Consider the following 23569-nt stretch of genomic DNA (forward strand, 5'->3'; position numbering starts at 1 on the left):
AAAGTGAGGGAGCCTATGAAATACAAAGTATTGTTGATCGATGATGAGCCTAGTGCTCTTGAGGGGATGCAGCTATGGATAGACTGGCAGGCGCTTGGCTTTGAAGTATGTGGAACCTCCAGTAATGGCAAAGAGGGCTTACAGTTAATAAAGCAGCTACTGCCGGATCTTGTCATTACAGATGTAAATATGCCGCTAATGAATGGTCTGGAAATGGTTTCCGCCTGGCAGCAAGAGGAGACTAAACCGATTAAGTTTGCCATACTAAGCGGTTATAGTGAGTTTGAATATGCTAAGACAGCTATACGTTATGGCATTAACCATTATCTGATGAAACCGCTTTTCGAAGAAGAGGCGTCAGAAGAATTGAAGGAGATATATCGGGAATTAGAACAGGAAACTCAGAAGCGAAGCTTAAATCAAATGGCAAACTCAGAGGAAGTTGTCTCTCTTCTTAAGAGCATTCTGAATGAGAAGGCAGAAGATAAGTCAGACTTTACAGTTCTTACACGTCTATCGGAAGGCAAAAGCCTTTGGAATATTTGTTTACTACAGACAGACCCGACGATGTATACGGAAATCAGAGAGAAAGCAGTAGCTCTCCTAACGAATACGGAATCGATGTTTCTGATCGATCTGGAGGCTTTTTGCTTTGGAATCGTATACGGCTATCCTTCGGAGTCTGATGAGGGTGCCGCAATATATCCTGCAGTAGCTCCCTTGCTGAATGAACACCCTAAGCAAGCCATGTATATTGCAGTAGGTGATAGCGAGGGCTCTTTGCTTCAAATTGCGAATAGCTACCGAACGGCGAAAGAAGCGTTAATGTATTATTTTTATAATTCGGATCATTCAGGATTCTTGACCTATCAGGGAACCAAAGATAGTCCCTTCAGCTATCACTATGATCAAATTCAACTGATGGATGACTTAATGAGACCCATTAACACACTGGACATAAAAGGCTTTAAACAAGCTGTGGGCTTGGCCTCTCGCAGTTTTCGTGAGATGCGCATCGCTCCAGAGGTTGTGAAGAAGATCGTTATTCATATTATGTATAAGATCGTTGAGTTTACTTCGAAAGCTAGTGAAGTTCAGGTATCCTCCTTGTTAACCCAAATAACAATCCCCGAAATGCGGGACTCGATGATGAAGTTGAACGATTTAATGCGTAATCTTTTATCATGTGGTGAGGCGAGTATTGATATTCTTCTAAAAGAACAAATCCAAAAATCACAGGGGATTGTACAGGAAATCAACAACTATATTGAAGCGCATTATCACGAAAATCTTACAATTAAAAAGCTGTCGGAGGTATTCTTCCTGCATCCAGTGTATCTGGGACAATTATTGATCAAGAAGAATGGCATTCATTTTAATGAGCAGCTGCATGACCTCCGGATTAAGGAATCTGCGCGTTTACTTCAACACAATAAGCTGAAAAACTGTGAGATCGCCGAGAAAGTAGGGTATTCCAATTATAGTCAGTTTCTCAAACAATTTGAAAAGAAGATGAAGATGAGCCCTAATGAATTTAAACATACGAATACCTAAACTTTTTGGGGGTACACCTTTAGTTCTGGTGTATTATCAATGGCATCATCACCTCTATAATTTAACTTGTAAGGGCTTACAATATGGTTACACCAACAAAATATGGAGGTGCTTTATGGGGGGCAAGTCAATATCAAAGTTCAAACTTAGTCTGATTGCTGTGTTATCCCTAAGTTTTGCTCTAGCAGGGTGCGGTGGAAATAACAGCGGTAATACTGCTAAGGGGGAAAACAAACCGGCAGAAACAACAGCTGCAACTGCAACTGGAACCGATGATAAGAAGGTAGAGCCTTTTGAAGTTAGTATCTTTCTTGGAGAAGCAGGTCAGCAACCCACACCAGATAACAAAATTTACAAGATGATCAAAGAAAAAACAGGCGCATCATTCAATTTTGAATTCTTGGCTGGAGACCTTAAACAGAAGCTTGGCGTTATGATTGCCGGTTCGGATTATCCAGATCTGATGAGTTCCAATACCCAACTGACGGCAGCAGGTGCATTTATTCCTCTCGAGGACTTAATTGAAGAACACGCTCCGAATTTGAAAGCGCATTACGCAGCTTACTGGAACATGATGAAGGATCCCAATGATGGACACATTTATACACTTCCAAACTATGGTGCGTACAATGGTGAGATGAATACAACCTATTACTCTGGCCCAGCTTTCTGGATTCAGAAAGCTGTACTTAAAGATGCCGGTTATCCAACGGTTAAAACTTTGGACGAGTATTTCGATCTTATCGTGAAATATAAAGAGAAAAATCCAACCATTGATGGTCAACCAACAATTGGGTTTGAGATTCATAACAAAGACTGGAGAAACTGGGGATTGTTTAACGCTCCTCAGCATCTGATCGGTCATCCTAATGATGGCGGAGTAGTAGTTAAGGATAACGTAGCAGAAATCTTTGCGGATAAAGACTATGCAAAGCAGTACTATAAAAAACTTAATGATATGAATGCGTTGGGTATTATTGATAAAGAAGCATTTGTAATGGATTATGACCAATATTTAGCTAAATTGTCTAGCGGAGCCGTACTGGGAATGTTTGATCAGCACTGGAACTTTGGTAAAGCAGAAGATTCACTCAAGACACAAGGGAAAGATATGAGCACTTATGTAGGTCTGCCTCTTGTGTATGATACTAACACCAAAGATTATTATCTGGATCGTCCTGCTCTTAACTTGAATAATGGATTCGGGATTACTGTCAATGCTAAGGATCCAGTGAGAATCCTTAAACTTATGGACACATTGATTCAAGAAGATTGGCAAAGAACCCTCACTTGGGGGATTGAAGGCGAAGATTATCAAGTGGTAGACGGTCGCTTTATAAGAAACCAGGAGCAACGGGATAACGCAGTTGATGCTACATGGAAGCTAAGTAACAAAGCAGAAGCTTGGTATGCTACCGCTCCGAAAATGCAAGGGTACTTTGCAGACGGTAACTCAACGGATGCGGCAGCCCAACCAGAAGAATATAAAGCAGGGTTGGAAGCGTATGACAAGGAAGTTCTTGACGCATATGGATTCAACAGTTATGTAGATTTCTTCAGTAAGCCTGGACCGAACCCAGTGGCTTATCCTGCTTGGTCGATAGATCTTGTTGAAAATTCTCCAGCAAAAATTGCCGATACGAAGATGGGAGAAGTTAAGACCAAGTACCTGCCAAAAGCAATCTTGGCTAGCCCTTCCGATTTCGATAAAGTTTGGACTGAATTTGTTGGAGAACTTCATAAAGCGGATATTAAAGCTTACGAAGACAGAATCAATGAACAGCTTAAATGGAGATTTGATACTTGGAGTGTTAAATAGTTAGAGCTTGCTTAAAAATCAGAAAGTGGTGGCTTATTAGCCAACCACTTTCTGAAATATATGGATGATGTGGGGAGAAAATATATGGATGAGATTTTAACGGGAAAAAAAGTTAACCGGCATCCTAAAAGAAAAAAGAAGCAACCGATTACTATGACCTTGATTAAGAATCAGAAACAGCTGATTTGGATGTCAGTTCCATTGCTGCTGTATATTGTACTATTTGCGTACGTACCTGTTTGGGGATGGACAATGGCTTTTCAGGATTATAAACCAGCTAAGGCATTTGGCGAACAGACATGGGTCGGCTTGAAACACTTCAAGTTTCTATTTACGGATGATACCTTTTTAAGGGTACTACGAAACACACTGGCTATGGGATTAATTAATTTCTTTCTAGGATTTATAACCGCGATAACATTGGCCTTACTTCTTAATGAAATCAAAAATGTATTTTGGAAAAGAACCGTGCAGACCATATCCTACCTACCTCACTTTCTTTCCTGGATTATTGTAACAGGGATTGTAGGTGTCTCCCTCTCGGTTAACGACGGGATTATCAACATCGTGCTCATGAAATTATATCTTATCGATTCACCAATCCTTTGGTTGAGTGAAGGGAAGTATTTCTGGGGTATTGTGGGTGCTTCAACCGTCTGGAAAGAGGTTGGATGGAGTACAATCATCTACTTGGCTGCTATGGCTTCTATAGATCCAGCTTTATATGAGGCTGCTGAGATTGATGGGGCTAACCGGTACAAAAAAATGTTCAATGTAACATTGCCGGGAATTAAACCAACCATTGTAATCCTGATGATCATGTCCATAGGACATGTACTGGATGTCGGATTTGAGGTTCCGTACTTGTTAGGGAACGGGCTTACTGTAGACTGGTCGGATACGATTGATATATTTGTATTGAAATACGGGATTGGGCAAGGGAATTACTCCTTAGCCACTGCGGGAGGCATATTTAAAACAGTCGTAAGTGTAACGTTACTGCTTTTAGCTAACTGGACGTCGAAGCGGCTAGGGGAAGAGAGGCTGTTATAATCATGGAAAAAACTCAATTAATACCTCAGAAATCTCCAAAAAGTAATAGTAGAAAACGTATGAGAATTATAGGGATCGAACCAGTAGTGTTCGGTACCTTCAATACTATCTTTATGATATGTCTAGTCATTGTTACCTTGTATCCATTCTTGAATACTATAGCAGTTTCCTTAAATGAGGGAAATGATACCATCCGCGGCGGCATTTATCTATTGCCTAGGGAGTGGACTATACAGAACTACAAAGCTGTTTTTGCCTCTGGTACAATTATTCCTGCTTTTTGGATTTCGGTAGCACGAACAGTGATATCTACGATCCTGAATCTATTTTTAACCACAATGCTTGCTTATACTTTAAGCCGGAAAGAATATGTTTTCCGCAAGCAGATTACCTTTGTTTTCGTCCTAACCATGTATTTTAATGCGGGTCTGATTCCAAATTATTTCCTAATTAAGGATCTTCATTTGCTTAATACATTTTGGGTATATGTAATACCGACTATGATAAGTGCATTTAATATGATCGTCATCCGTACTTATATTGGTAGCATACATGAAAGTCTTATGGAATCCGCGAGAATCGACGGTGCCGGGGAATTTAAGATTTTCATGAAAGTAGTCTTCCCTTTATGTAAACCTGTTCTTGCTACCATTGCCCTTTTTGTAGCGGTAGGTGCATGGAACTCATGGTTTGATGCTTTTATCTACACCTCTTCCCGCCAGCACTTGAGTACATTGCAGTATGAATTAATGAAACTAATACAATCTAGTATGAATGCGAACAGTAGCGCAAGTGTAGCTAACGGGGCAGGGGTAACTGCGGAGTCAGCGGGGTCAATGGTAACTCCAAAGTCCATTCGTGCAGCCGTTACTATCGTTGCTTCGGTTCCGATTCTGCTAGTCTATCCATTCATGCAAAAGTACTTTGTAGTTGGAATGAACGTAGGAAGCGTGAAGGAATAAGTAGCTGGCACCCACTATTAAGGAATAGGAAGGTTGTTTGTTAAATTATGACCCAATCTCCAATCACATACACGAACCCAATACTTCCAGGCTTCTATCCCGATCCAAGCATCACACGGGCAGGGGATGACTACTATTTGGTTTGTAGCTCCTTTGAATATTTTCCTGGGGTACCTATCTTTCACAGCCAGGACTTAATTCATTGGACACAAATTGGTCATGTGCTCAATCGTGTAAGTCAGCTAGATACACGTAAAAGTAAAAGCTCTGGAGGTATATTTGCACCAACGATCCGATATCATGAAGGAACGTTTTACATGATAACGACCGAAATACACGGGAAGGGAAATTTCTATGTTACGGCTACGGACCCAGCGGGTCCGTGGTCAGATCCAATCATTATTCCTTATGGAGGCATTGACCCTTCTCTAATGTTTGATGAGGATGGAAAGGTATATGTAACCACCCAGCAGGGAGCAGATTATGATTCCCACGCTATTCAATATGAGATAGACATTGCTACAGGAGCAGCATTAACAGAACCTGTTGTCATCTGGACTGGGGATGGTGGACCTTGGACGGAAGGACCACATTTGTACAAAATTAACGGAATGTATTATATCATGTCTGCTTCAGGCGGCACGGCAAAGGAACACCGAGAAATTATCGGTCGTTCTTCCTCCCCTTACGGTCCTTTTGAAAGATTAGAGCAACCGATATTGACCCATCGCGGGACTGATAGTCCCATTCAGTATCTAGGACATGCTGATCTGATCGAAGATCGTAACGGGGATTGGTGGGCCGTATTCCTTGGAGTACGTCTAGTAGATTCCAAGTATACAGTGCTAGGAAGAGAGACCTTTCTTGCCCCTGTAACGTGGAATGAAGACGGATGGCCGATGATTGATAATAACGAAGATATCGTAGGAGTGGATATGAAGGTTCCGCGTGTACCGGGTCAATCACCAAAGCCTGCGCTAAGCGGAAGGTATGACTTTGAAGACGATGTATTACCGTTCGCAATGACCTTTCTTCGTAATCCCGCTGAGGCAAGCTGGTCTCTAAATGAACGCCCGGGATGGTTATCTCTTCGGGGTCAATCTAAGGGTCTCAGTGATATAGGACAGGTGGCCTTTATAGGAAGAAGACAGCAGCATACTTCAGCAGAATGGAGTACATTACTGGATTTTAACCCTACCGTGGACGGTGAAGAGGCTGGACTTTGTGCTAGATTGGATGAGCATGCACATTATGAGGTTGGCTTGGTGCAAAAAGATGGCCACAGAGTCATTGCAGCACAATTAACTATTGATGGAATAACCCGTGTAGAAGCAGAAGTACCAATTACAGCTGAGCGAATTTATCTGAAAATACAGGCGGAGCTTACCGAATATACCTTATTGTTCTCCTTGGATGGGCAGGAATGGAATAAGCTATCTACAGCGGCAGCATACCCATTATCCCCACAGGCCGTAAAAGGAAATGGATTTACAGGTGTTCTTATCGGTTTATATGCGACAGGTCATGGTAAAGTAGCTGAGGTACCTGCCCACTTTGATTGGTTCGATTATCGGTCATAATGAATAGCGTTTGTTAGGAGGGAACTTGTTGAGACAAGCTAGTGATTTTACAGAGCCTGCACTAAAGACAGTGTTCGCAGAGGATTTCAAGATTGGCGCAGCCGTCAACCCATTAACTATCCAATCACAGGAGCATTTGCTTGCTTATCATTTCAACAGTATTACCGCTGAGAACGAGATGAAATTTGAAAGTCTGCATCCACTTGAGGACACTTATAACTTTAGGGCAGCAGACCAGCTGGTTGCCTTCGCCAGGGAACATCATATGGCGATGCGCGGACATACCTTGATTTGGCACAACCAGACAACGGACTGGCTGTTTGAGGATAAGGGCGGAGGACCTGTAAGCAAAGAGATTCTGCTTGCACGAGTTAAATCACATATTCAGACCGTTGTAGGACGTTATAAGGAAGAAATTTATGCTTGGGATGTTGTAAACGAGGTAATCGCTGATGAGGGAGAAGAACTTCTTCGCCAGTCGAAGTGGCTCGACATTGTTGGCCCAGACTTTATCGCCAAAGCGTTTGAATTCGCACATGAAGCCGATCCAAAGGCTTTGTTGTTCTACAATGACTATAACGAATCCCATCCATTAAAGCGTGACAAAATCTATAAACTGGTGAAGTCGCTATTGGAACAAGGCGTGCCGATCCATGGCGTCGGATTGCAGGCACACTGGAATTTATACGATCCTAGTCTGGAGGATATTCGTGCAGCGATTGAAAAATATGCATCTTTAGGACTTCAGCTCCAACTGACAGAGCTGGATGTATCCATGTTCCGTTTCGATGATAGACGAATGGACTTAAAGGCAGTACCTGCTGAGCTGCTCGAGCTTCAAGCAGATCGATATGAAGCGATGTTCGCACTGCTGAGAGAATACCGGGACGTGATTAGTTCGGTCACGTTCTGGGGAGCAGCGGATGACTATACCTGGCTGGATGATTTCCCTGTTCGTGGGCGGAAGAACTGGCCGTTCCTATTCGATGAAGGGCATAAGCCGAAGCCAGCTTTCCATCGAATTATCACCTCTGCCACGAAATCATAGAGTGGGCAAGCTGCTCAAATAATGAACTGTGAACCCGTCCTTATATCGATTAAGGGCGGGTTATTTATAAGTTGATAGATTAGTAGTATGGATCTCAAAGGGCGGATTAAAGTGAGCGTGACAATTAGAACGATTCTGGAAGATTTAATAGGAGCCATGGAACAGATAGATGGGACTGTGGATACTCTTAAGCCGGGGAATCCGGAAATGGTGATTACAGGTATGGTTACGGCATTTTGCGCTACGCAATATGTTGTGGAACGAGCGGTTGCTATGAACGCCAATTTGTTGATCACACATGAAGGTGTGTTTTACAGTCATCATGAGACGAGCAAGTGGTTAGAGGCTGACCCTGTGTCTCGCGCGAAACGGAGTTTGATTGAGCGTTCTGAACTGGCTATTTTTCGTTATCATGATTATTGGCATCGGCATCAACCGGATGGGATCATGGTGGGCTTGCTACGAGAGCTTGAATGGTCAGCCTATGTGGTTGAGCAGCAATCCACTGCTACAATCCTATCGATTCCAGCTATGACGGTAAGTGAAGCGGCTCTGTATATAAAAAGAAAGCTAGGCATCTCCTATGTACGTGCTGCCGGAGACCTATCCCAGACATGCAGACAAGTGGGGATATTAGTAGGTTACAGAGGAGGTGGGACGATGGCTATTCCTCTTTTTAATCAGCATAATCTTGATTTAATTATTGCTGGCGAGGGCCCCGAATGGGAAACTCCAGAATATGTGAGGGATGCTGTCCACCAAGGCAGATCAAAAGCGCTGATTATGTTAGGTCATGCGGAAAGTGAAGCTCCAGGAATGAAATATTTAGCTGAAGTTCTGGCACAGAAATACCCAATGATTCCTACTTATTTTATTGCTGAACAACCGGTCTATCAGCTGGTTTAATTCGTATAAACCGAAATGAAGAATAAATTTGCATATTATGGAGAAAATGATTGGAAACCAGGTCACTGAGAAAGGAGTGTTTCAATGGAAATTCCTTTGGAGGCTGATGAAGTGTTAAGTCGTATCAAAAAGCTTCAAATCGATGGAAGCTCGATCAGCAAAAAACAAGTGAAGCAAAGCGATCCTGATCTTATGAGAAGTGCGCTGTTCTTTTTTCCGAGCTGGGAGCATGCATTGAAAAACGCCGATCTGTTGTAGCCATATGATTGTATAACGAAGCCGAGTGGTTCAGGGATTGATCTCTGATGGCCGCTCGGCTTTTTTTAGATATATTGAGTAAACAAGAGCAAAAGAAAGAGAAAACGAAGTGTATGCTCAATATGAAATGAAAAGCATGGCTTTCAACATTATTTTGCCCACGGCTCAACTTTACAAGAAACCTTACACGGAGTATGATTCATCACATAACTGACAATTACATAAGAAGTCCGCTTAATTTCCGTTAAGGAAAGCGGGGGAACCAACAACTGGGAACCAGTGTAACAATCGGTACTAGTTATGGGGTGAATCCTGTTCCAGGTGCAGAAATGCATCCATGCAGGTAGGGCAACTCTCACTGCCCGAATCCGACAGCTAACCTCGTAAGCGTATGGAGAGAGGATGAATGGCGTATTTGATGATGAATAGCCACAGAGAATCCCTCTGTGGTTTTTTGCTGCGTTAAAAAGCAGATATAGTTGTAGAACCTATCTATGAAAGAGGTGTTAACTTTGCCTATTGCTAAACTGAATGGAACTTCGCTCTATTACGAAATCAATGGAACAGGGGCTCCGGTTGTGTTTATCCATGGACATGGATTAACACATAGTATGTTCAAGCCACAATTGGAGTATTTTTCTGATAAATATAAAGTGATTCTGTGTGATTTACGGGGGAATGGCAAATCAGGTGAATTACTGCAGGCCCCAAACGAGATTATTGAAACCCAATGTCTAGATATAATTATGCTATTGAATGATTTGGGTATTCGTGAGGCTGTTTTTGTTGGGAGTGCCTATGGGGGGCTCGTCGTTCAGCATATTGCGAAACAATACCCAGAGCGAGTAAAAGCGATTGTTGTCGCGGATAGCTTTTGTAGAAGTCAGGCGTCAACGATAATTGGTAAAATCCAGCTTATGGCTGCTTATTGTAGCTGGTTAATGTATTACGCTCCAAGTGAGCTTGTACTGCCTTCGATTCGTATGATGTACCGGGAACGCTGGAATCTGGCTTATAACGAGATTAGAAGAGGACTTCTCGATAAACGTCCACGGGAATTGTATCGGCAAAGGCTGGCTACGAGCCATGTGGATTACACTAGATGCTTAAAGTCTTTTAAGCGTCCCGCCTTATGTATTGTAGGTGACTTTAGTGAATTTGGAGTTAATTGTATGAAGGATATGGTGTCTCAGCTGCCACATGCTCAGTTAGTGATCATCCCTAACGCATTAGATCCTAGTAATCTGTGTCAGCCGGAGAAATTTAATGCTATACTTCAGCGGTTTTTGGAGAAACAGCAGGAAACTCAGCAGATTAGTTGATCTTAGTGGTAAGTGAGAAATGAGGGGCGTCCCATAGCCGGGGAGTATGTACTGGCTACGGGGCGTTCTTCTGTATGTCTGTATTTTGTACAATGCTGTCTACTGATGTAAGATTAAAGATATTCGAGATTAACTATCTAAAGGAGCTGAGTCATGATGTCTCAAGCCGAAACCATAAAATTGACCTCATTATCTTCAAAAGGGGGCTGCGGCTGCAAAATCGGTCCCGCCGATCTCATGCAGGTTATTCGCAGTCTACCACCAACCGTTCCTAATCCGGATCTACTTGTAGGTTTGGATACCAGTGATGACGCTGGGGTATATCGATTAAGTGATGATCTGGCGTTAGTGCAAACTGTTGATTTTTTCACGCCGATCGTGGACGACCCTTATTCCTTTGGGCAAATTGCAGCAGCTAATGCGTTAAGTGATATTTATGCTATGGGCGGCAAGCCGCTTACAGTGCTTAATATTGTGGCCTTCCCTATTTCTGTTTTGGACAAAAGCATTCTCGGTGACATTTTGCGCGGTGCAGCAGATAAAGTGCAGGAAGCAGGAGCAACGCTTGTGGGCGGACATTCCATCGACGATAAAGAGCCTAAATTTGGATTGGCCGTTACGGGCCTTGTGCATCCGGACAAAGTAAGAACGAATGCAGGTGCGCAGGCAGGAGACAAGCTGATTTTGACTAAACCTATCGGTGTGGGCATCTTAACGACTTCTATTAAAAAGGATCAGCTATCCACAGAAGAAACTACACGCCTTACGACAGTCATGTCTACATTGAATAAAAAAGCGGCTGAAATCATGGAGCCCTATGATGTACATGCTTGTACAGATGTTACCGGATTCGGGTTGCTTGGACATGCCTCGGAAATGGCAAAAGGGAGCAATCACGGACTGATTATTCGTCAAGGCAATGTACCGATGCTGCCAAGAGTAAGAGAGCTCGCGGAGCAGGGCTTTGTTCCAGGCGGCACTAAGAATAACTTTGCTCATTTGGAGGGCAGTATTCTTTATCCGGAAGAGATGGACCAATTAAGCCGCTATATTCTGTGTGATGCTGTGACTTCCGGTGGATTGCTGATCTCTGTTGCTCCTGAACAAAGTGAGGATTTGCTAAAAGAGTTAGTAGATGCAGGTGTAGAAGCAGCATTGATCGGAGAGGTAACGGAAGAGCATCCGGGTCTGATTGCAGTTATAGCTGCGCAATAACGCTGGAGTTCAGCTTAGAGGCGACCTAAGAAGTTAGCCACCAGAGGAGAGAGCGCATTGTTTCAGGATATTACATTGGAAGAACTAAGAGTGTTAAAGAATAAGAAGCAGATCACCGTTATCGACGTTCGATCTCCTTCTGAATATAAAGATGCAACGCTGCCGGATAGCTTGAATATTCCCTTTTTTGATGATGAGGAACGGGCTGAAGTAGGTACGTTGTATAAACAGACAAGTGTGCAGGCTGCGAAAGAACGCGGTTTGGAGATTGCTGCTGCGAAGCTACCTTCCTTTGTCAAAGAATTTGCTGCGATTCAAGGGGACAAGGCTGTATTCTGCTGGAGGGGAGGTATGCGCAGCCGTACAACTGCGACCGTACTTTCTTTAATGGATATTCACGCTTACCGATTGATTGGCGGCTATAAAGCTTACCGTAAATGGGTACTCGATGAACTGGAGTCCTATGAATTCAAGGCGAAGCCTTATGTCATTCATGGAAATACGGGTACAGGTAAAACAAACCTGCTGCACCGCCTGAAGGCACAGAGCTATCCTGTTTTGGATTTGGAAGGAATGGCAGGTCACCGCGGTTCTATCTTTGGCGAGATCGGACTTCATGCAAACAATCAAAAAACGTTCGATAGTCTTCTTATGGAGGAATTAATTAAGCTTGGGGATGCTCCTTATGTACTGTTTGAAGCGGAGAGCAAAAAGATTGGGAAGGTCGTAATGCCCCCATTCATGGCCGAGCAGAAAGAGATTGGAACACAAATTTGGATTGAGATGCCACTACAAGCCAGAGTGCAGCAAATCCTTGAGGATTATCGACCAGAAGAATATAAAGAACAGTGCATTTCAGCATTTCGAAGTATCAAATCACGAATTCATATCCCCATTGCGGCGGAAATCGAGCGTTGCTTGCAAGCTGATATGTTCGGAGAGGCTGTTGCGCTGCTGTTAGAATACTACTATGATCCTAAATACGATTATACGTCTACTCAGTATGAAGGCATTGAGAGAGTTACCTTTAAGGTGAACAATTTGGATGAAGCTGAGGCTGCGGTAATCTCTTTTTTAAGTAATCAGAAGGTATAAGCTTTATGTATCGTAAAGTATGAGGGGTTTAGAGGAGGCTCGGCTTAACAAATGATCTATTTAGACTATAACGCTACAACACCTGTAGATAAGGAAGTAGCAGAGGTTATGATTCCTTATCTTTATGGTCATTTTGGCAATCCTTCAAGCAGTCATTCTTTGGGACAAAAAGCTAAAGTCGGAATCGAGCGAGCAAGAACACAGGTGGCTAATTTCCTGAATTGTACGCCGGGTGAGGTGCTTTTTACAAGCGGGGGCAGCGAGTCGAATAATACCGTTATCAAGGGCGTCGCCCAAACGTATCGACATAAAGGCAATCACATTATTGTGTCTGCTGTGGAGCATCCTGCGGTAATTAAACCGTGTCAGTATCTGGAGCAGTTGGGCTACACGATTACTTATGTACCTGTTGACGCGTATGGAACGGTGCAGGTAGATGATGTGAAAAATCAGCTTACAGACCAAACTATACTAGTCTCCATTATGCACTCTAATAACGAAACGGGCACGATTCAGCCGATCAAAGAAATAGCTGAGGTCTGCCATGAACGGGGTGTCCTTGTACATACCGATGCTTCGCAGTCCGCTGGAAAAGTAGAGCTTGATGTGGCTGAGTTAGGGGTGGATTTTCTAACGCTGGCAGGCCATAAATTATATGCGCCAAAAGGGATTGGAGCATTGTACATCCGAGAGGGCATTCACATCGAGCCATTAATTCACGGAGCAGGGCATGAGCAGGGGAGACGTGCCGGAACGGAAAACACCCCTTATATTATTGGATTAGGAAAAGCCTGTGAGCTTGCTTCGGACTCTGCATCCAGAGAGCGTGTGAAAGAAGTAGCGGATTATTTCTACGATAGATTGCAGAAGGCATTTGGCGACAGAATTCACCTGAATGGTCATAGGCATAAGCGATTGCCCAACACGCTTAACGTTAGTTTTCTTGGAGCGGTGGGTCACGAAGTGATTGCTTCGCTGGAAGATGTGGCTGCCTCAACAGGCTCAGCTTGTCATTCTGGAGAAACATTGATTTCACCTGTTCTAAAGGCAATGAATGTCTCAGCAAGTATTGGGCAGGGAGCGGTTCGTTTTAGTGTGGGACGGTATACGACTAAAGCGGAGATCGATGAGGTTATCGGTAAGCTGAAAGAGTATTTGTTGTGAGTGGATTGCCAGGGATAGCTAAGTTTGCTCAATATCGTCTCTCCGGATCGAAAGATTAAGAAATTTTAATCGAATATTATAACAAAAGCATCTGTTACTCCTTTAGTGGGGAGGGCAGATGCTTTTGTTTGTGTTAGTGATTATACAATAGTAAAGCCTGCACTTGCATAACCAGTGACTGTATTTACAAGGGTAAGACCTGTAGCAGTGGCTGAGAATACCATAAGAAGACGTGTCTGCGGTGTTACAGCAAAATTGATACCATTCGTAATTCCGCTGACAAAAGTTCCTAAATTAATAGTACCAGTGATAGATGGAAGTGGTACTATTGCACCTGGAATAGGAGTAAATGTGTTATTTGGTGTGGCCGATTGGTACAATTGCGCTGTTACATTTATCGTAGTACCAAGAAGCGATAAAGCAATGGTATTACTGAAGTATGCAGCAATAGATGTTATCACTCCTGAACGAGGAACGGACATTGCAAAGTTGATAAGAGGTCCAAGAACAGTACCTGTCAAATCTATATTTCCACCAACAAGAGAAATGCCTGTGGCTGAACTTCCGAAGCCTATAAGGCTTGTTGTTCCCACCAAACCACCTAAAACCGTGGTCATAATAATTGGTCCACCAGATGCCAGTGGAATGATTGCGCCATCACCGGTTGCCCCAGTAACTCCTGTAACTCCGGTAACCCCCGTCGCACCAGTCGGACCAGCAAGCCCGGCAGTACCCGTCGCCCCCGTCGGACCAGCAAGCCCGGCAGTACCCGTAGCCCCTGTTGGTCCAGCAAGCCCGGCAGTACCTGTAGCCCCTGTCGGACCAGCAAGCCCGGCGGTGCCTGTAGCCCCTGTCGGACCAGCAAGCCCGGCAGTACCCGTAGCCCCTGTAGGACCAGCAAGCCCGGCAGTACCCGTAGCCCCTGTAGGACCAGCAAGCCCGGCAGTACCTGTAGCCCCTGTCGGACCAGCAAGCCCGGCAGTACCTGTAGCCCCTGTCGGTCCAGCAAGTCCGGCAGTACCTGTCGCACCCGTCGCGCCAGCAATTCCAGCAGTACCTGTCGCGCCCGTTGCGCCAGCCAGCCCCGCAGTACCTGTCGCGCCTGTCGCGCCAGCAATTCCAGCAGTACCTGTCGCGCCCGTTGCGCCAGCCAGCCCCGCAGTACCTGTCGCGCCTGTCGCTCCAGTTGCCCCTGCTCCAGGACCTGGAGGTCCCTGTATACCTTGCGCCCCAGTAGCACCCGTCGCGCCTGTCCCGCCAACACCATATTCTCCTTGAGGACCTTGAGGACCTTGAAGACCTTGAAGACCTTGAAGACCTTGAGGACCCTGCGCCCCTTGAGGTCCTTGCGGACCAGTCGCACCTGTTGCTCCACCAGCAATTAGTAAATAATCTGATGAACTACCTGGTGTTCCTTTGGGTCCGGCAACAGTAGCTATATAAGTGCTGCCATTAAAGGTTACTACTTGACCCGCTGGATACAATGGGCTTTGTGCCGGATTAAAGACTACAATACCTTGCAGCCCTGCACCAGTGGCTCCTTGAGGACCCTGAGGTCCTTGAGGCCCTTGAGGCCCTTGAGTTCCTTGGGGTCCCTGAGGACCTTGTGGCCCCGTCGCACCCTTAATAGGTAAGCCGAGCGCTTGTGAAATAGAAGCTTGAATATGTCTGATTTGAATTACCAACTGATCTTTGCAATGAGAGTCTATTTTCGTGGCGAGGATAAAAGATAATAACTCGGCTAACAGCTGTTGAAGATTAGTACCCACGCTCACGACGGAGAAGGGACTGACCTCAGTAGATACAATGGTTATTTCTACTACAGAAAGAAGCTCCGTTCTAAAAGGGCTGCATATCCTAGCCTCATGCAAGAATTCCATGAGCTCTCTTAACACTCTTTGAAGATTGGAAATATGAAGTGTAGTGGGATTCGTAAGTGCGGGAGGTACCACTGTAGCAAGCTCTGTGACTATTTTTAATAGTGCAGCACACTCTCTTTTTCTGACAGGACTGCTTATTCTTCCTTGTTTGTTTAGGATAGCGTCACCTTTGAATGGTCTATGATAATGATCTGACATGCTTCTGTATCTCCTCCTTGAGCTTCTCCTTTTCATACCTTTAAAAATTGGGAACCTGCCCAATCAGCATATTCAGAGAAGCTGAAGTTGTTACAGTAATCGCTCTGGAAGTCGATACACATGAACCTACATTAAAAAGGCAAGCCACCGCTAATACAGTAGCCTGCCTTTTTTTGATAGAGTAGTTTAGTAGTGTTATTGATCTGTACTCCGTTCGCATTCTCACTCAGCCTTCAGTTTTATGAACGAGTATTAGAACGCCTGTATTCCATCGGCGTGATGCTGAAGTTGCGTTTGAACATCCGATGGAGATAAGAACTGCTCGTGAAACCGGTCATTTCAGCAATATCCGATACGGACAGATCGCTCTCTTTCAAGAGGCGACATACTTCCTGCATTCGTACATCCATGATGACATCCACAATAGCTGTCATTGTTTGCTGCTTATAAAGACGGCTGACATATATAGGTGACAGGTTAAGCTCATCAGCAATCTGGTTCAGGCCCAGGCTGGGGTCCGTGTAAGATTGATTGATTTTTTGGTTAATTTGACGGATCAGATCACTTTGCTTAGAGCTACGTTTATCGGCCTGTAATTCCTGAATATCCTCGAAGAGTTGGTAAAAAGCTTCTTCAAGCTCCTTCATCGTCTCGTAATTCTCAAGTGAAGGTATCTTGAGGATATCTTCCACAGATGTAGAGCTGAGCTTTTTGATATTATCGATGATTCTCTTAATCGATAGCGTCACCCTGGATAGCGTTAGTTCTAGTACATGGTAGGGGTATTGGTCCAATTCGCGCACGATGTCAGAGAAATGGCTACGGGCTTCGTCTGTTCTACCACTGGTGAGGGCATCGACCAGCTTTTTCTCGTTATCCGCAGGGTAAGAGTATAGGTTATTCTGCAATTCGTTAATCTTCTCCGCGTTGATTAGGCAGCCATGCCCATAAAAAAGTCTATGTTTAGAAGCTTCTTTGGCCTGGTTATATAGGCGGTTCAATCGATCTGGATTATCACTAATGGGACTGTACACTAGCGATAATCCTATTTTCAGATAATCGCAGCAAGCCACACGGATTTGTCGCAGCAGTACTTCGATCAATTCTGTATCGAGAGATTCAGCGGACGTCATACTGCTAAGTAACATAACTACGCTGTCATCGTTCATATCTACGCTTTCAACTTGATAAGTCTGACCGCAAATTTCCGAAGCAATATTCATGATCGCGAACTTGTATGCAAGTAGATAAGCACCTCGCTCTTGTCGCAGGGTATTGTATTCATCAATACGCAGCAATACAAGCCGATAACCTTCGTTTAAGTTGAAAGCAATACTTAGTTGCTCGAAATCACTAGGCTGGCTGCTGTGGGGGGCTTTTATACCGAGAACAAGATTACGTAATGAATTCTGTCTAATCGTAAACATGCTGTTGCGCTTGTCAGCTTCAAGGCTATTCATTCGGCTTACAATGGAATCAATAGGAAGATAGAGGCGTTTGGACAGCATTCTAGAAATGATAAGTCCGAATATTAAAATAATCAAAGAAATCAGTAGTGTTGTATTACGGATTTGGTTGGTCTGTTCTGTGATCACATTATATGGAGTAATGCGAACATACTGCCAACCAAGAGAATCTGGTGAAGTATAGGACACTAGCGATTTCTGGCCTTTAAAAGGAGCTGTGAAATAACCTGCGGAGCGGGATTTAACTTTATGCTCTATCCAACTGCTTTCATCCTCCGAGAGCTTCTCCAATGTCAGCTTGTTCCCCGATAGAAACCGATCTTGGTCATCTAGAAGGTAAGTCTTACCACTATCGGAAGTATTACTATTACCTAACTCCTTATTTATCCAAGCCGCTGAAATATTAACAATAACAGCAGAATTGATGGAGCGGTCCCAATTGATCGCATCATAACAGAGATAAGTATATACAGAGATAGCCTCTGATTTGGGTTCACCGATGGAGTAGGTACGCGGGATGGGAGTAAATGTTTTGTAATCCTGATAATGATTCAACATTTGAATGATTTCAGTGTCCTCTAATTCTCCTGTGGTGTACACACCGTTCTGCCCTTGCGCAGCCGAGATATATACCGTGTCATTATTCGGATTATATACATAGATGGATTCAATGTACGGCATAGAATTCAGATAGTTGTGGAGATCTGACATCGCAGCCGTAACCTCATAAACGGAGGGCTTGTTATAGAACAACAGGTGGGAAATAGTGCTAGTTCGATATAGTTGAAATGAAAGCGTTTGTGCCACTTCGGCCATATTGACTACCTTCTTGCCAGTCTGAGTCAGATCTCTTAGATCCGAGCGGAAGGTCTGTGTCTTCTCGACCCCGATATAGTATGTATAGTAGACAAAAGTAGAGACAAGAAGGGTTAACGATATGCAAAGGGTTATGGTGGTGAGCAGCTTGCCGTACAGTAGTCTTTTTCTTCGTAGACCATTATTCTTCATACCGTCCCCCCTGATCATCATATGAACTTCTTTTATTATAAATCGCCAAGAGTGAACAGAACAGTGAAGCAACCTTAGAATGTTGCATTTTTCTATCTGCAGGGAGTGAACAAACTAAATATTTGTGTACATAACAGCATTTTCTACAAGAATTATAAGTGTTAATCGGAAATAGACAAGCTTTGAAGTCTATCGAAGGCCCTTGAGTGATTTTACATAAATATCACAATTGTCCAATCCTTGTTTTGCAAGTTTGTGCAATAAGGCTTGTAAGCTTCACTTCTATGTTCAGGAGAATCTCCCTATAGTGGAATTATGCAGTTTCAATATTAAAGGGGAGTGAGAGATCTTGAGCCAAACCTCATCCAAAGGTATCTCAACCGTCGAACTTGGCATCCAGGCTGATGGTAGAGCACGCTTACGAACGAGAAGAAAGAAGAAAGGATTTCTGTATGAGCTGGTGCACAATCGGGTAATGTTTCTGATGCTGCTGCCCACCTTGATATTTTTTCTGGTGAATTCCTATTTTCCAATGGTAGGCATCTATTATGCGTTCACACAATTCGACTTCAACAGCAGCATGTTCAATTCCAAGTTTGTCGGGTTGCAGAATTTCGAGTTTCTATGGAGATCCGGTACGCTAGTGAAGCTGACGATGAACACGATCGGTTATAACATCGCTTTTATTGTACTTGGGAATGTACTGGCGATTGTTTGCGCGATTCTGCTAAGTGAATTGAGTGGGAAGTGGTTTAAAAAAATCAGTCAATCGGTGATGTTTCTACCGTACTTCGTATCCTTTGTAATTCTCAGCGTGATTGTCTACAACCTATTTAATTATGACAGCGGTTTCTTGAATACGATGCTTACACAGTTCGGGCTCGATCCGGTCGATGTCTACAGTAAACCTTGGGCTTGGATCTTTCTGATTATCGTTTTCTATCTATGGAAGAATCTTGGCTACAGCATGGTTATCTATCTAGCGGCGATTACTGGCATCAGTGACGAATATTATGAAGCGGCTACAATTGATGGAGCTAATATTTTTCAGCGGATCTGGTATATTACGGTGCCGATGTTGAAATCGACCTTTGTAGTTCTTCTGCTATTCGCACTTGGCAGTATTATGAAGGGACAGTTCGACCTGTTCTATCAACTAATAGGTAATAACGGGCTACTCTACAATGCGACGGATATTCTCGATACTTACGTCTATCGTTCGCTCAAAGTAACGTTTGATGTGGGCATGGCGACAGCAGCTGGGGTCTATCAATCCTTATTCGGCTTTGTCCTCATTATGACGGTCAACTATATTATCCGCAAAATTAACGACGACTATGCCCTGTTCTAGGAGGACAAGAAATGCGAATTTATAAGGATAAATATACTAAGTTGCTTCATGCAATCGCCTATTTGGTCATCATTGGATTGTCGGTTGCTTGCTTGCTGCCCTTTCTTCTAATTATTTCTGCATCATTAACCAGTAATGAATCCATTATCCGCGATGGCTATCATCTGATTCCGGCACAGTTCTCACTTGAAGGCTACAAGACGGTATTTATCTTTCCGGATGAGGTGTTGCGTGCATATGCCGTTACAGCTACCACTACTGTAATTGGAACGATACTAGGACTCTTCTTCATGACTATGGCAGGTTATGTGCTGGCCCGGAAGGATTTTAAATATCGTAATACCGTTTCCTTTTATATCTACTTTACGACCTTGTTTGGTGGAGGACTTGTTCCTTGGTACATCATGATCACCAAGTACCTCGGTTTGCTGGACTCCTATGCCGTATTGGTGCTACCTGGTCTGATGACGCCATTCTTGATCATTCTAATGAAAAACTTCATTAAATCAGCAGTCCCCGAGGAGCTGTTCGATTCCGGAAAAATTGACGGGGCCGGTGATTTCAGAATCTACTGGCAGATCGTGCTCAAGCTCTCCATGCCGGGAATCGCTACAGTCGGCTTGTTCCTTGCTTTGTATTACTGGAATGACTGGTTCACATCTTCTCTGTTCATTAATGATACTCATAAATACCAACTACAGTTCTATCTGTACAATGTTATCAATTCAGCACAATTTATTGCACAGATGGGTGCTGGAACTGGGGTGACACTTGCAACGGAAGTCCCTACTGAGTCTACTAAAATGGCGATGGCAATTGTTGTGACCGGTCCGATTCTATTTCTGTATCCGTTCGTTCAGCGTTTCTTCGTGAAAGGATTGACCATCGGAGCTGTAAAAGGTTAGAACCGTTAACCTACACCCTACCCGGGCTTAGGTACAATCGGCTAACATAGAAGAATAGTGAAAAGGGAGGATTCAGATGATCAAACTACGGGGTAAAAGTATGTCTATTCTGCTCACGTCAGTACTAAGTTTGACTCTACTGGCAGGCTGTGGAGGGAATTCGAGTTCCACGAATGGGGATAATACGGCAGTAAAAGAGAGCAACAAAGGCGGGAATACGTCTCAGGGTACCAACGCTGGGACAGAGGAGAAAACGGGGCTGGATACATCTAAGGAGGTTGAACTGCAATTTTATATGCTGGGCGATGCGCCTAAGGATCTTCCGAGCATTGAAGCGCAAATTAACAAGATGGCTAAAGAGGATCTGAATGCTACCGTTAAATTCATCTATACAACATGGACAGATTGGGATCAGAAGTATAAATTGCTGCTTTCCTCTGGTCAATCGATTGATTTGATCTTCACTGCGGACTGGACACAGTATCAAGCTTACGCTAAAAAAGGAGCTTTTTTGGCTATTGATGATTTGCTGCCGACGGCTGCCCCAGCCCTCCAGCAATTTGTACCGCAGGATATGTGGGATGCAGTTAAGATTAATGGTAAGATTTACACTGTACCTGCCACTTATAAGGAATATGTAACGAATGGTTTTGTTTGGCGTGAGGATCTTCGTAAGAAATACAATCTACCTGAGCCAACAGATCTGGCCAGCTACGAGGCTTATATGGATGGCATCAAGAAAAATGAACCGAAGATGATGCCGTTATCCCCTAACGGTAATGTGAGAGAGAATCTGCATGATCTTTACGCTGCACTTCACGGGATTGTCGGAAGTCCGTTACCTTATGGTATCGGAATCAAGTATAGTGAACCTTCGAAAGCTTATCTATATTGGGGCTCGGAGGAACATAAAGAAGAACTATTGACCATGAAACGCTGGCAGGAAAAGGGGTTAATTCCTAAAAATATATTGAACACGAAGGACACCCTTCAGGGTCCGATTATTGTGGGTAAAGCGGCAACTATCTTCGGAGATAACCCGACTCGCTTCAACGATACACTGATGAAAATGAAAGCGGGCCATCCTGATTGGGAGCTGGGTTACCATCCTTACGGTAATACGATTGGTTACGCCACGCCGGTTCATCCGATCCATAATGGATTCGCCATTCCGAAGAGCAGTAAGAACCCTGAACGTGCATTAGCCTTCTATGAGAAAATGGTTATGGATAAACGTTATAATCAGTTGACGCAATACGGTGTTGAAGGGGAAAATTATAAGGTTGATGCAGAAGGTTATTATGAGCTTATTGGAGACGCTTCTACGAACGGTTTCACTCGTGAAGGGATGAATGGCTGGGCTTGGCGGAACCCGGAATTTATGTTATTCGACAAATCCTATGATGGCGTCAAAGAGATTTTCGATGAGCTTGATAAGATTCAGAAGCCGGATATCTTCACAGGTTTCGCTGAAGATTACACTTCCTATCAGGCTGAAAAAGCGGCACTGGAGCAGGTAGAGAAGCAATACCTGTATCCGCTGCAAGCTGGATTGGTAGAGGATGTAGATGCGGGTCTAGCTACCTTCATGGAGAAGGCTAAGCAAGCCGGCCTTGAGAAAATTCAGGCGGAATATATCAAGCAATGGAATGCTTACGTACAGGAGAAGGGTCTGTAATAAAAAAGAGCAAGGGATGTTCCTTAAGCCATAAAGGCGGGGAGCATCCCTTTTTTGTATTCTAGGAGACTACGAGAAGCGCTGGCGGAATTCCCGCGGAGTGGTTCCCTCAATGCGGACGAAGCTGGAGCTGAAGTAAGGCGCTTGATTGAAGCCGACCTCCTCGGCGATCCGGGCAATCGTGTAACTGGTCTGCATCAGCAATAGCTTACTCTGCTGAATTCGGTAGTGTAGCAGGTAATCCATAGGTGCACAGCCGTATTCCTTTTTCATGCAACGAGCGATATATACAGGATGAAAGTTCAGGTTCACCCCTAGCTGCTGTGCTGTGATGCGCTCACGGAAATGACTGCGCAAATAGGAGGCAGCTTGCTCTGCACATATTTTGGAGGGAGAGGGACGCTCATGGCGGAGAGAGGCAGATAATTGCTGGAGAACCTCTTGGAATAGCAGCTGCTGCTGAAATGGAGTATCGCTCAAATGGGAATTAGGCGCTAGTTGATTCAGCTGCGAGAGCAGTTCTTCCATCTTGGACGGTTGTAGCAGAGAGGTATATTGGGGCAGCTGTAAGGTAAAAGTGCGTATATTAAATTCGTCTGAATGAAGAGGATGCTCCACTCTGGTATGTTCTGTCTCTGGTGTTGAAGCTGTAGCCTCGGAAATATTCCAATCGCCCACTGTCTGAAAATGCAGCCAATAATAAGAGGTGTGTTCCTTGCAGCTGTCCGTACTGAAATGATGGCTATCTGGACGAAGAAGCAGTGCCTGACCTGCACGTACCTGAAAGGTGAGACCTCCTTCATTCATATATAGGCAGCCCTGCTTGACTACAAGCAAGTCAAATACCTTGATATTGTGGCGGCTCATGTGGTAATGCCCTGGTGAGAAGGTGTGCAATCCACTTACGATATAATAGGGCATTGGCGGGACGATAAAATTAATAATGTTCATGGAGAGATCTCCTTTTATGAGGTTGAAATAATGAAATTATTGGTTTGAAATCTGTACCATCACCAAAAGTATATCATCTATAATTTAGTCTGACCTAAAGAAAAAATATGCTGTTTCTTAGGTCTATTATGCATGTTTGGTTTAAGGGGAGGTTTA

Annotated in this window: 18 protein-coding genes and 1 riboswitch; of the genes, 15 read left to right on the top strand and 3 right to left on the bottom strand. The window is 43.9% G+C overall.

The features are described 5' to 3' along the window. The first annotated feature begins 15 nt into the window (after window positions 1-15). The 12 genes from MKX60_RS08420 (at window position 16) to MKX60_RS08475 (ending at window position 13976) form a co-directional block, all read left to right on the top strand. On the top strand, window positions 16-1554 hold the full coding sequence (locus tag MKX60_RS08420) for a response regulator transcription factor (RefSeq protein WP_149645044.1): 1539 nt from the start codon (window positions 16-18) through the stop codon (window positions 1552-1554). 115 nt (window positions 1555-1669) lie between these two features. Further along, a complete protein-coding gene (locus MKX60_RS08425) occupies window positions 1670-3373 on the top strand; it encodes a sugar ABC transporter substrate-binding protein (RefSeq protein WP_341059509.1) in 1704 nt (567 codons plus the stop codon). An 84-nt stretch (window positions 3374-3457) separates the two neighbouring features. After that, window positions 3458-4426 (top strand): ABC transporter permease, encoded by a 969-nt coding sequence (locus MKX60_RS08430; RefSeq protein ID WP_341059510.1) that lies wholly within the window; start codon window positions 3458-3460, stop codon window positions 4424-4426. Window positions 4427-4485: 59 nt separating this feature from the next. After that, complete coding sequence (locus MKX60_RS08435; protein ID WP_143759544.1) at window positions 4486-5388, top strand: carbohydrate ABC transporter permease; 903 nt, start codon at window positions 4486-4488, stop codon at window positions 5386-5388. Window positions 5389-5435: 47 nt separating this feature from the next. Next, window positions 5436-6968 (top strand): glycoside hydrolase family 43 protein, encoded by a 1533-nt coding sequence (locus tag MKX60_RS08440; RefSeq protein WP_341059511.1) that lies wholly within the window; start codon window positions 5436-5438, stop codon window positions 6966-6968. 28 nt (window positions 6969-6996) lie between these two features. Beyond that, on the top strand, window positions 6997-8016 hold the full coding sequence (locus MKX60_RS08445) for an endo-1,4-beta-xylanase (protein WP_341059512.1): 1020 nt from the start codon (window positions 6997-6999) through the stop codon (window positions 8014-8016). A gap of 111 nt (window positions 8017-8127) precedes the next feature. After that, a complete protein-coding gene (locus MKX60_RS08450) occupies window positions 8128-8922 on the top strand; it encodes a Nif3-like dinuclear metal center hexameric protein (protein ID WP_076300403.1) in 795 nt (264 codons plus the stop codon). An 84-nt stretch (window positions 8923-9006) separates the two neighbouring features. Then, window positions 9007-9180 (top strand): hypothetical protein, encoded by a 174-nt coding sequence (locus MKX60_RS08455; protein ID WP_341059513.1) that lies wholly within the window; start codon window positions 9007-9009, stop codon window positions 9178-9180. Window positions 9181-9401: 221 nt separating this feature from the next. Beyond that, window positions 9402-9586: riboswitch (cyclic di-AMP (ydaO/yuaA leader) on the top strand. 106 nt (window positions 9587-9692) lie between these two features. Continuing rightward, window positions 9693-10502, top strand: a complete 810-nt coding sequence (locus MKX60_RS08460; protein WP_042191701.1) for an alpha/beta fold hydrolase — start codon at window positions 9693-9695, stop codon at window positions 10500-10502. A gap of 156 nt (window positions 10503-10658) precedes the next feature. After that, window positions 10659-11717, top strand: a complete 1059-nt coding sequence (selD, locus tag MKX60_RS08465) for a selenide, water dikinase SelD (RefSeq protein ID WP_341060285.1) — start codon at window positions 10659-10661, stop codon at window positions 11715-11717. Between the two features lie 57 nt (window positions 11718-11774). Beyond that, a complete protein-coding gene (mnmH, locus tag MKX60_RS08470; RefSeq protein WP_076285291.1) occupies window positions 11775-12812 on the top strand; it encodes a tRNA 2-selenouridine(34) synthase MnmH in 1038 nt (345 codons plus the stop codon). A 51-nt stretch (window positions 12813-12863) separates the two neighbouring features. After that, a complete protein-coding gene (locus MKX60_RS08475) occupies window positions 12864-13976 on the top strand; it encodes a cysteine desulfurase family protein (RefSeq protein WP_076285290.1) in 1113 nt (370 codons plus the stop codon). A 140-nt stretch (window positions 13977-14116) separates the two neighbouring features. On the opposite strand, the gene MKX60_RS08480 is transcribed toward MKX60_RS08475, so the two are convergent. Beyond that, window positions 14117-16054, bottom strand: coding sequence for an exosporium glycoprotein BclB-related protein (locus tag MKX60_RS08480; protein ID WP_341059514.1), 1938 nt, complete (start codon window positions 16052-16054; stop codon window positions 14117-14119). 239 nt (window positions 16055-16293) lie between these two features. Then, complete coding sequence (locus MKX60_RS08485) at window positions 16294-18528, bottom strand: AraC family transcriptional regulator (protein WP_076285288.1); 2235 nt, start codon at window positions 18526-18528, stop codon at window positions 16294-16296. Window positions 18529-19003: 475 nt separating this feature from the next. On the opposite strand from MKX60_RS08485, the gene MKX60_RS08490 reads away from it, so the two are divergent. From MKX60_RS08490 to MKX60_RS08500, 3 genes are all read left to right on the top strand, one after another. Then, complete coding sequence (locus tag MKX60_RS08490) at window positions 19004-19879, top strand: ABC transporter permease (protein WP_256721700.1); 876 nt, start codon at window positions 19004-19006, stop codon at window positions 19877-19879. An 11-nt stretch (window positions 19880-19890) separates the two neighbouring features. After that, complete coding sequence (locus MKX60_RS08495) at window positions 19891-20784, top strand: carbohydrate ABC transporter permease (protein ID WP_076285287.1); 894 nt, start codon at window positions 19891-19893, stop codon at window positions 20782-20784. Window positions 20785-20854: 70 nt separating this feature from the next. Further along, window positions 20855-22462, top strand: coding sequence for an extracellular solute-binding protein (locus tag MKX60_RS08500; RefSeq protein ID WP_143764094.1), 1608 nt, complete (start codon window positions 20855-20857; stop codon window positions 22460-22462). Between the two features lie 69 nt (window positions 22463-22531). Here MKX60_RS08500 and MKX60_RS08505 read toward each other — a convergent pair whose 3' ends face one another. Then, the gene (locus MKX60_RS08505; protein ID WP_076285285.1) at window positions 22532-23413 is read right to left on the bottom strand and encodes a helix-turn-helix transcriptional regulator; all 882 of its coding nucleotides are present in this window, start codon (window positions 23411-23413) and stop codon (window positions 22532-22534) included. Window positions 23414-23569 lie beyond the last annotated feature (156 nt).

The organism is Paenibacillus sp. FSL R5-0914 (assembly GCF_038004525.1).
Classification (GTDB): Bacteria; Bacillota; Bacilli; order Paenibacillales; family Paenibacillaceae; genus Paenibacillus_AQ.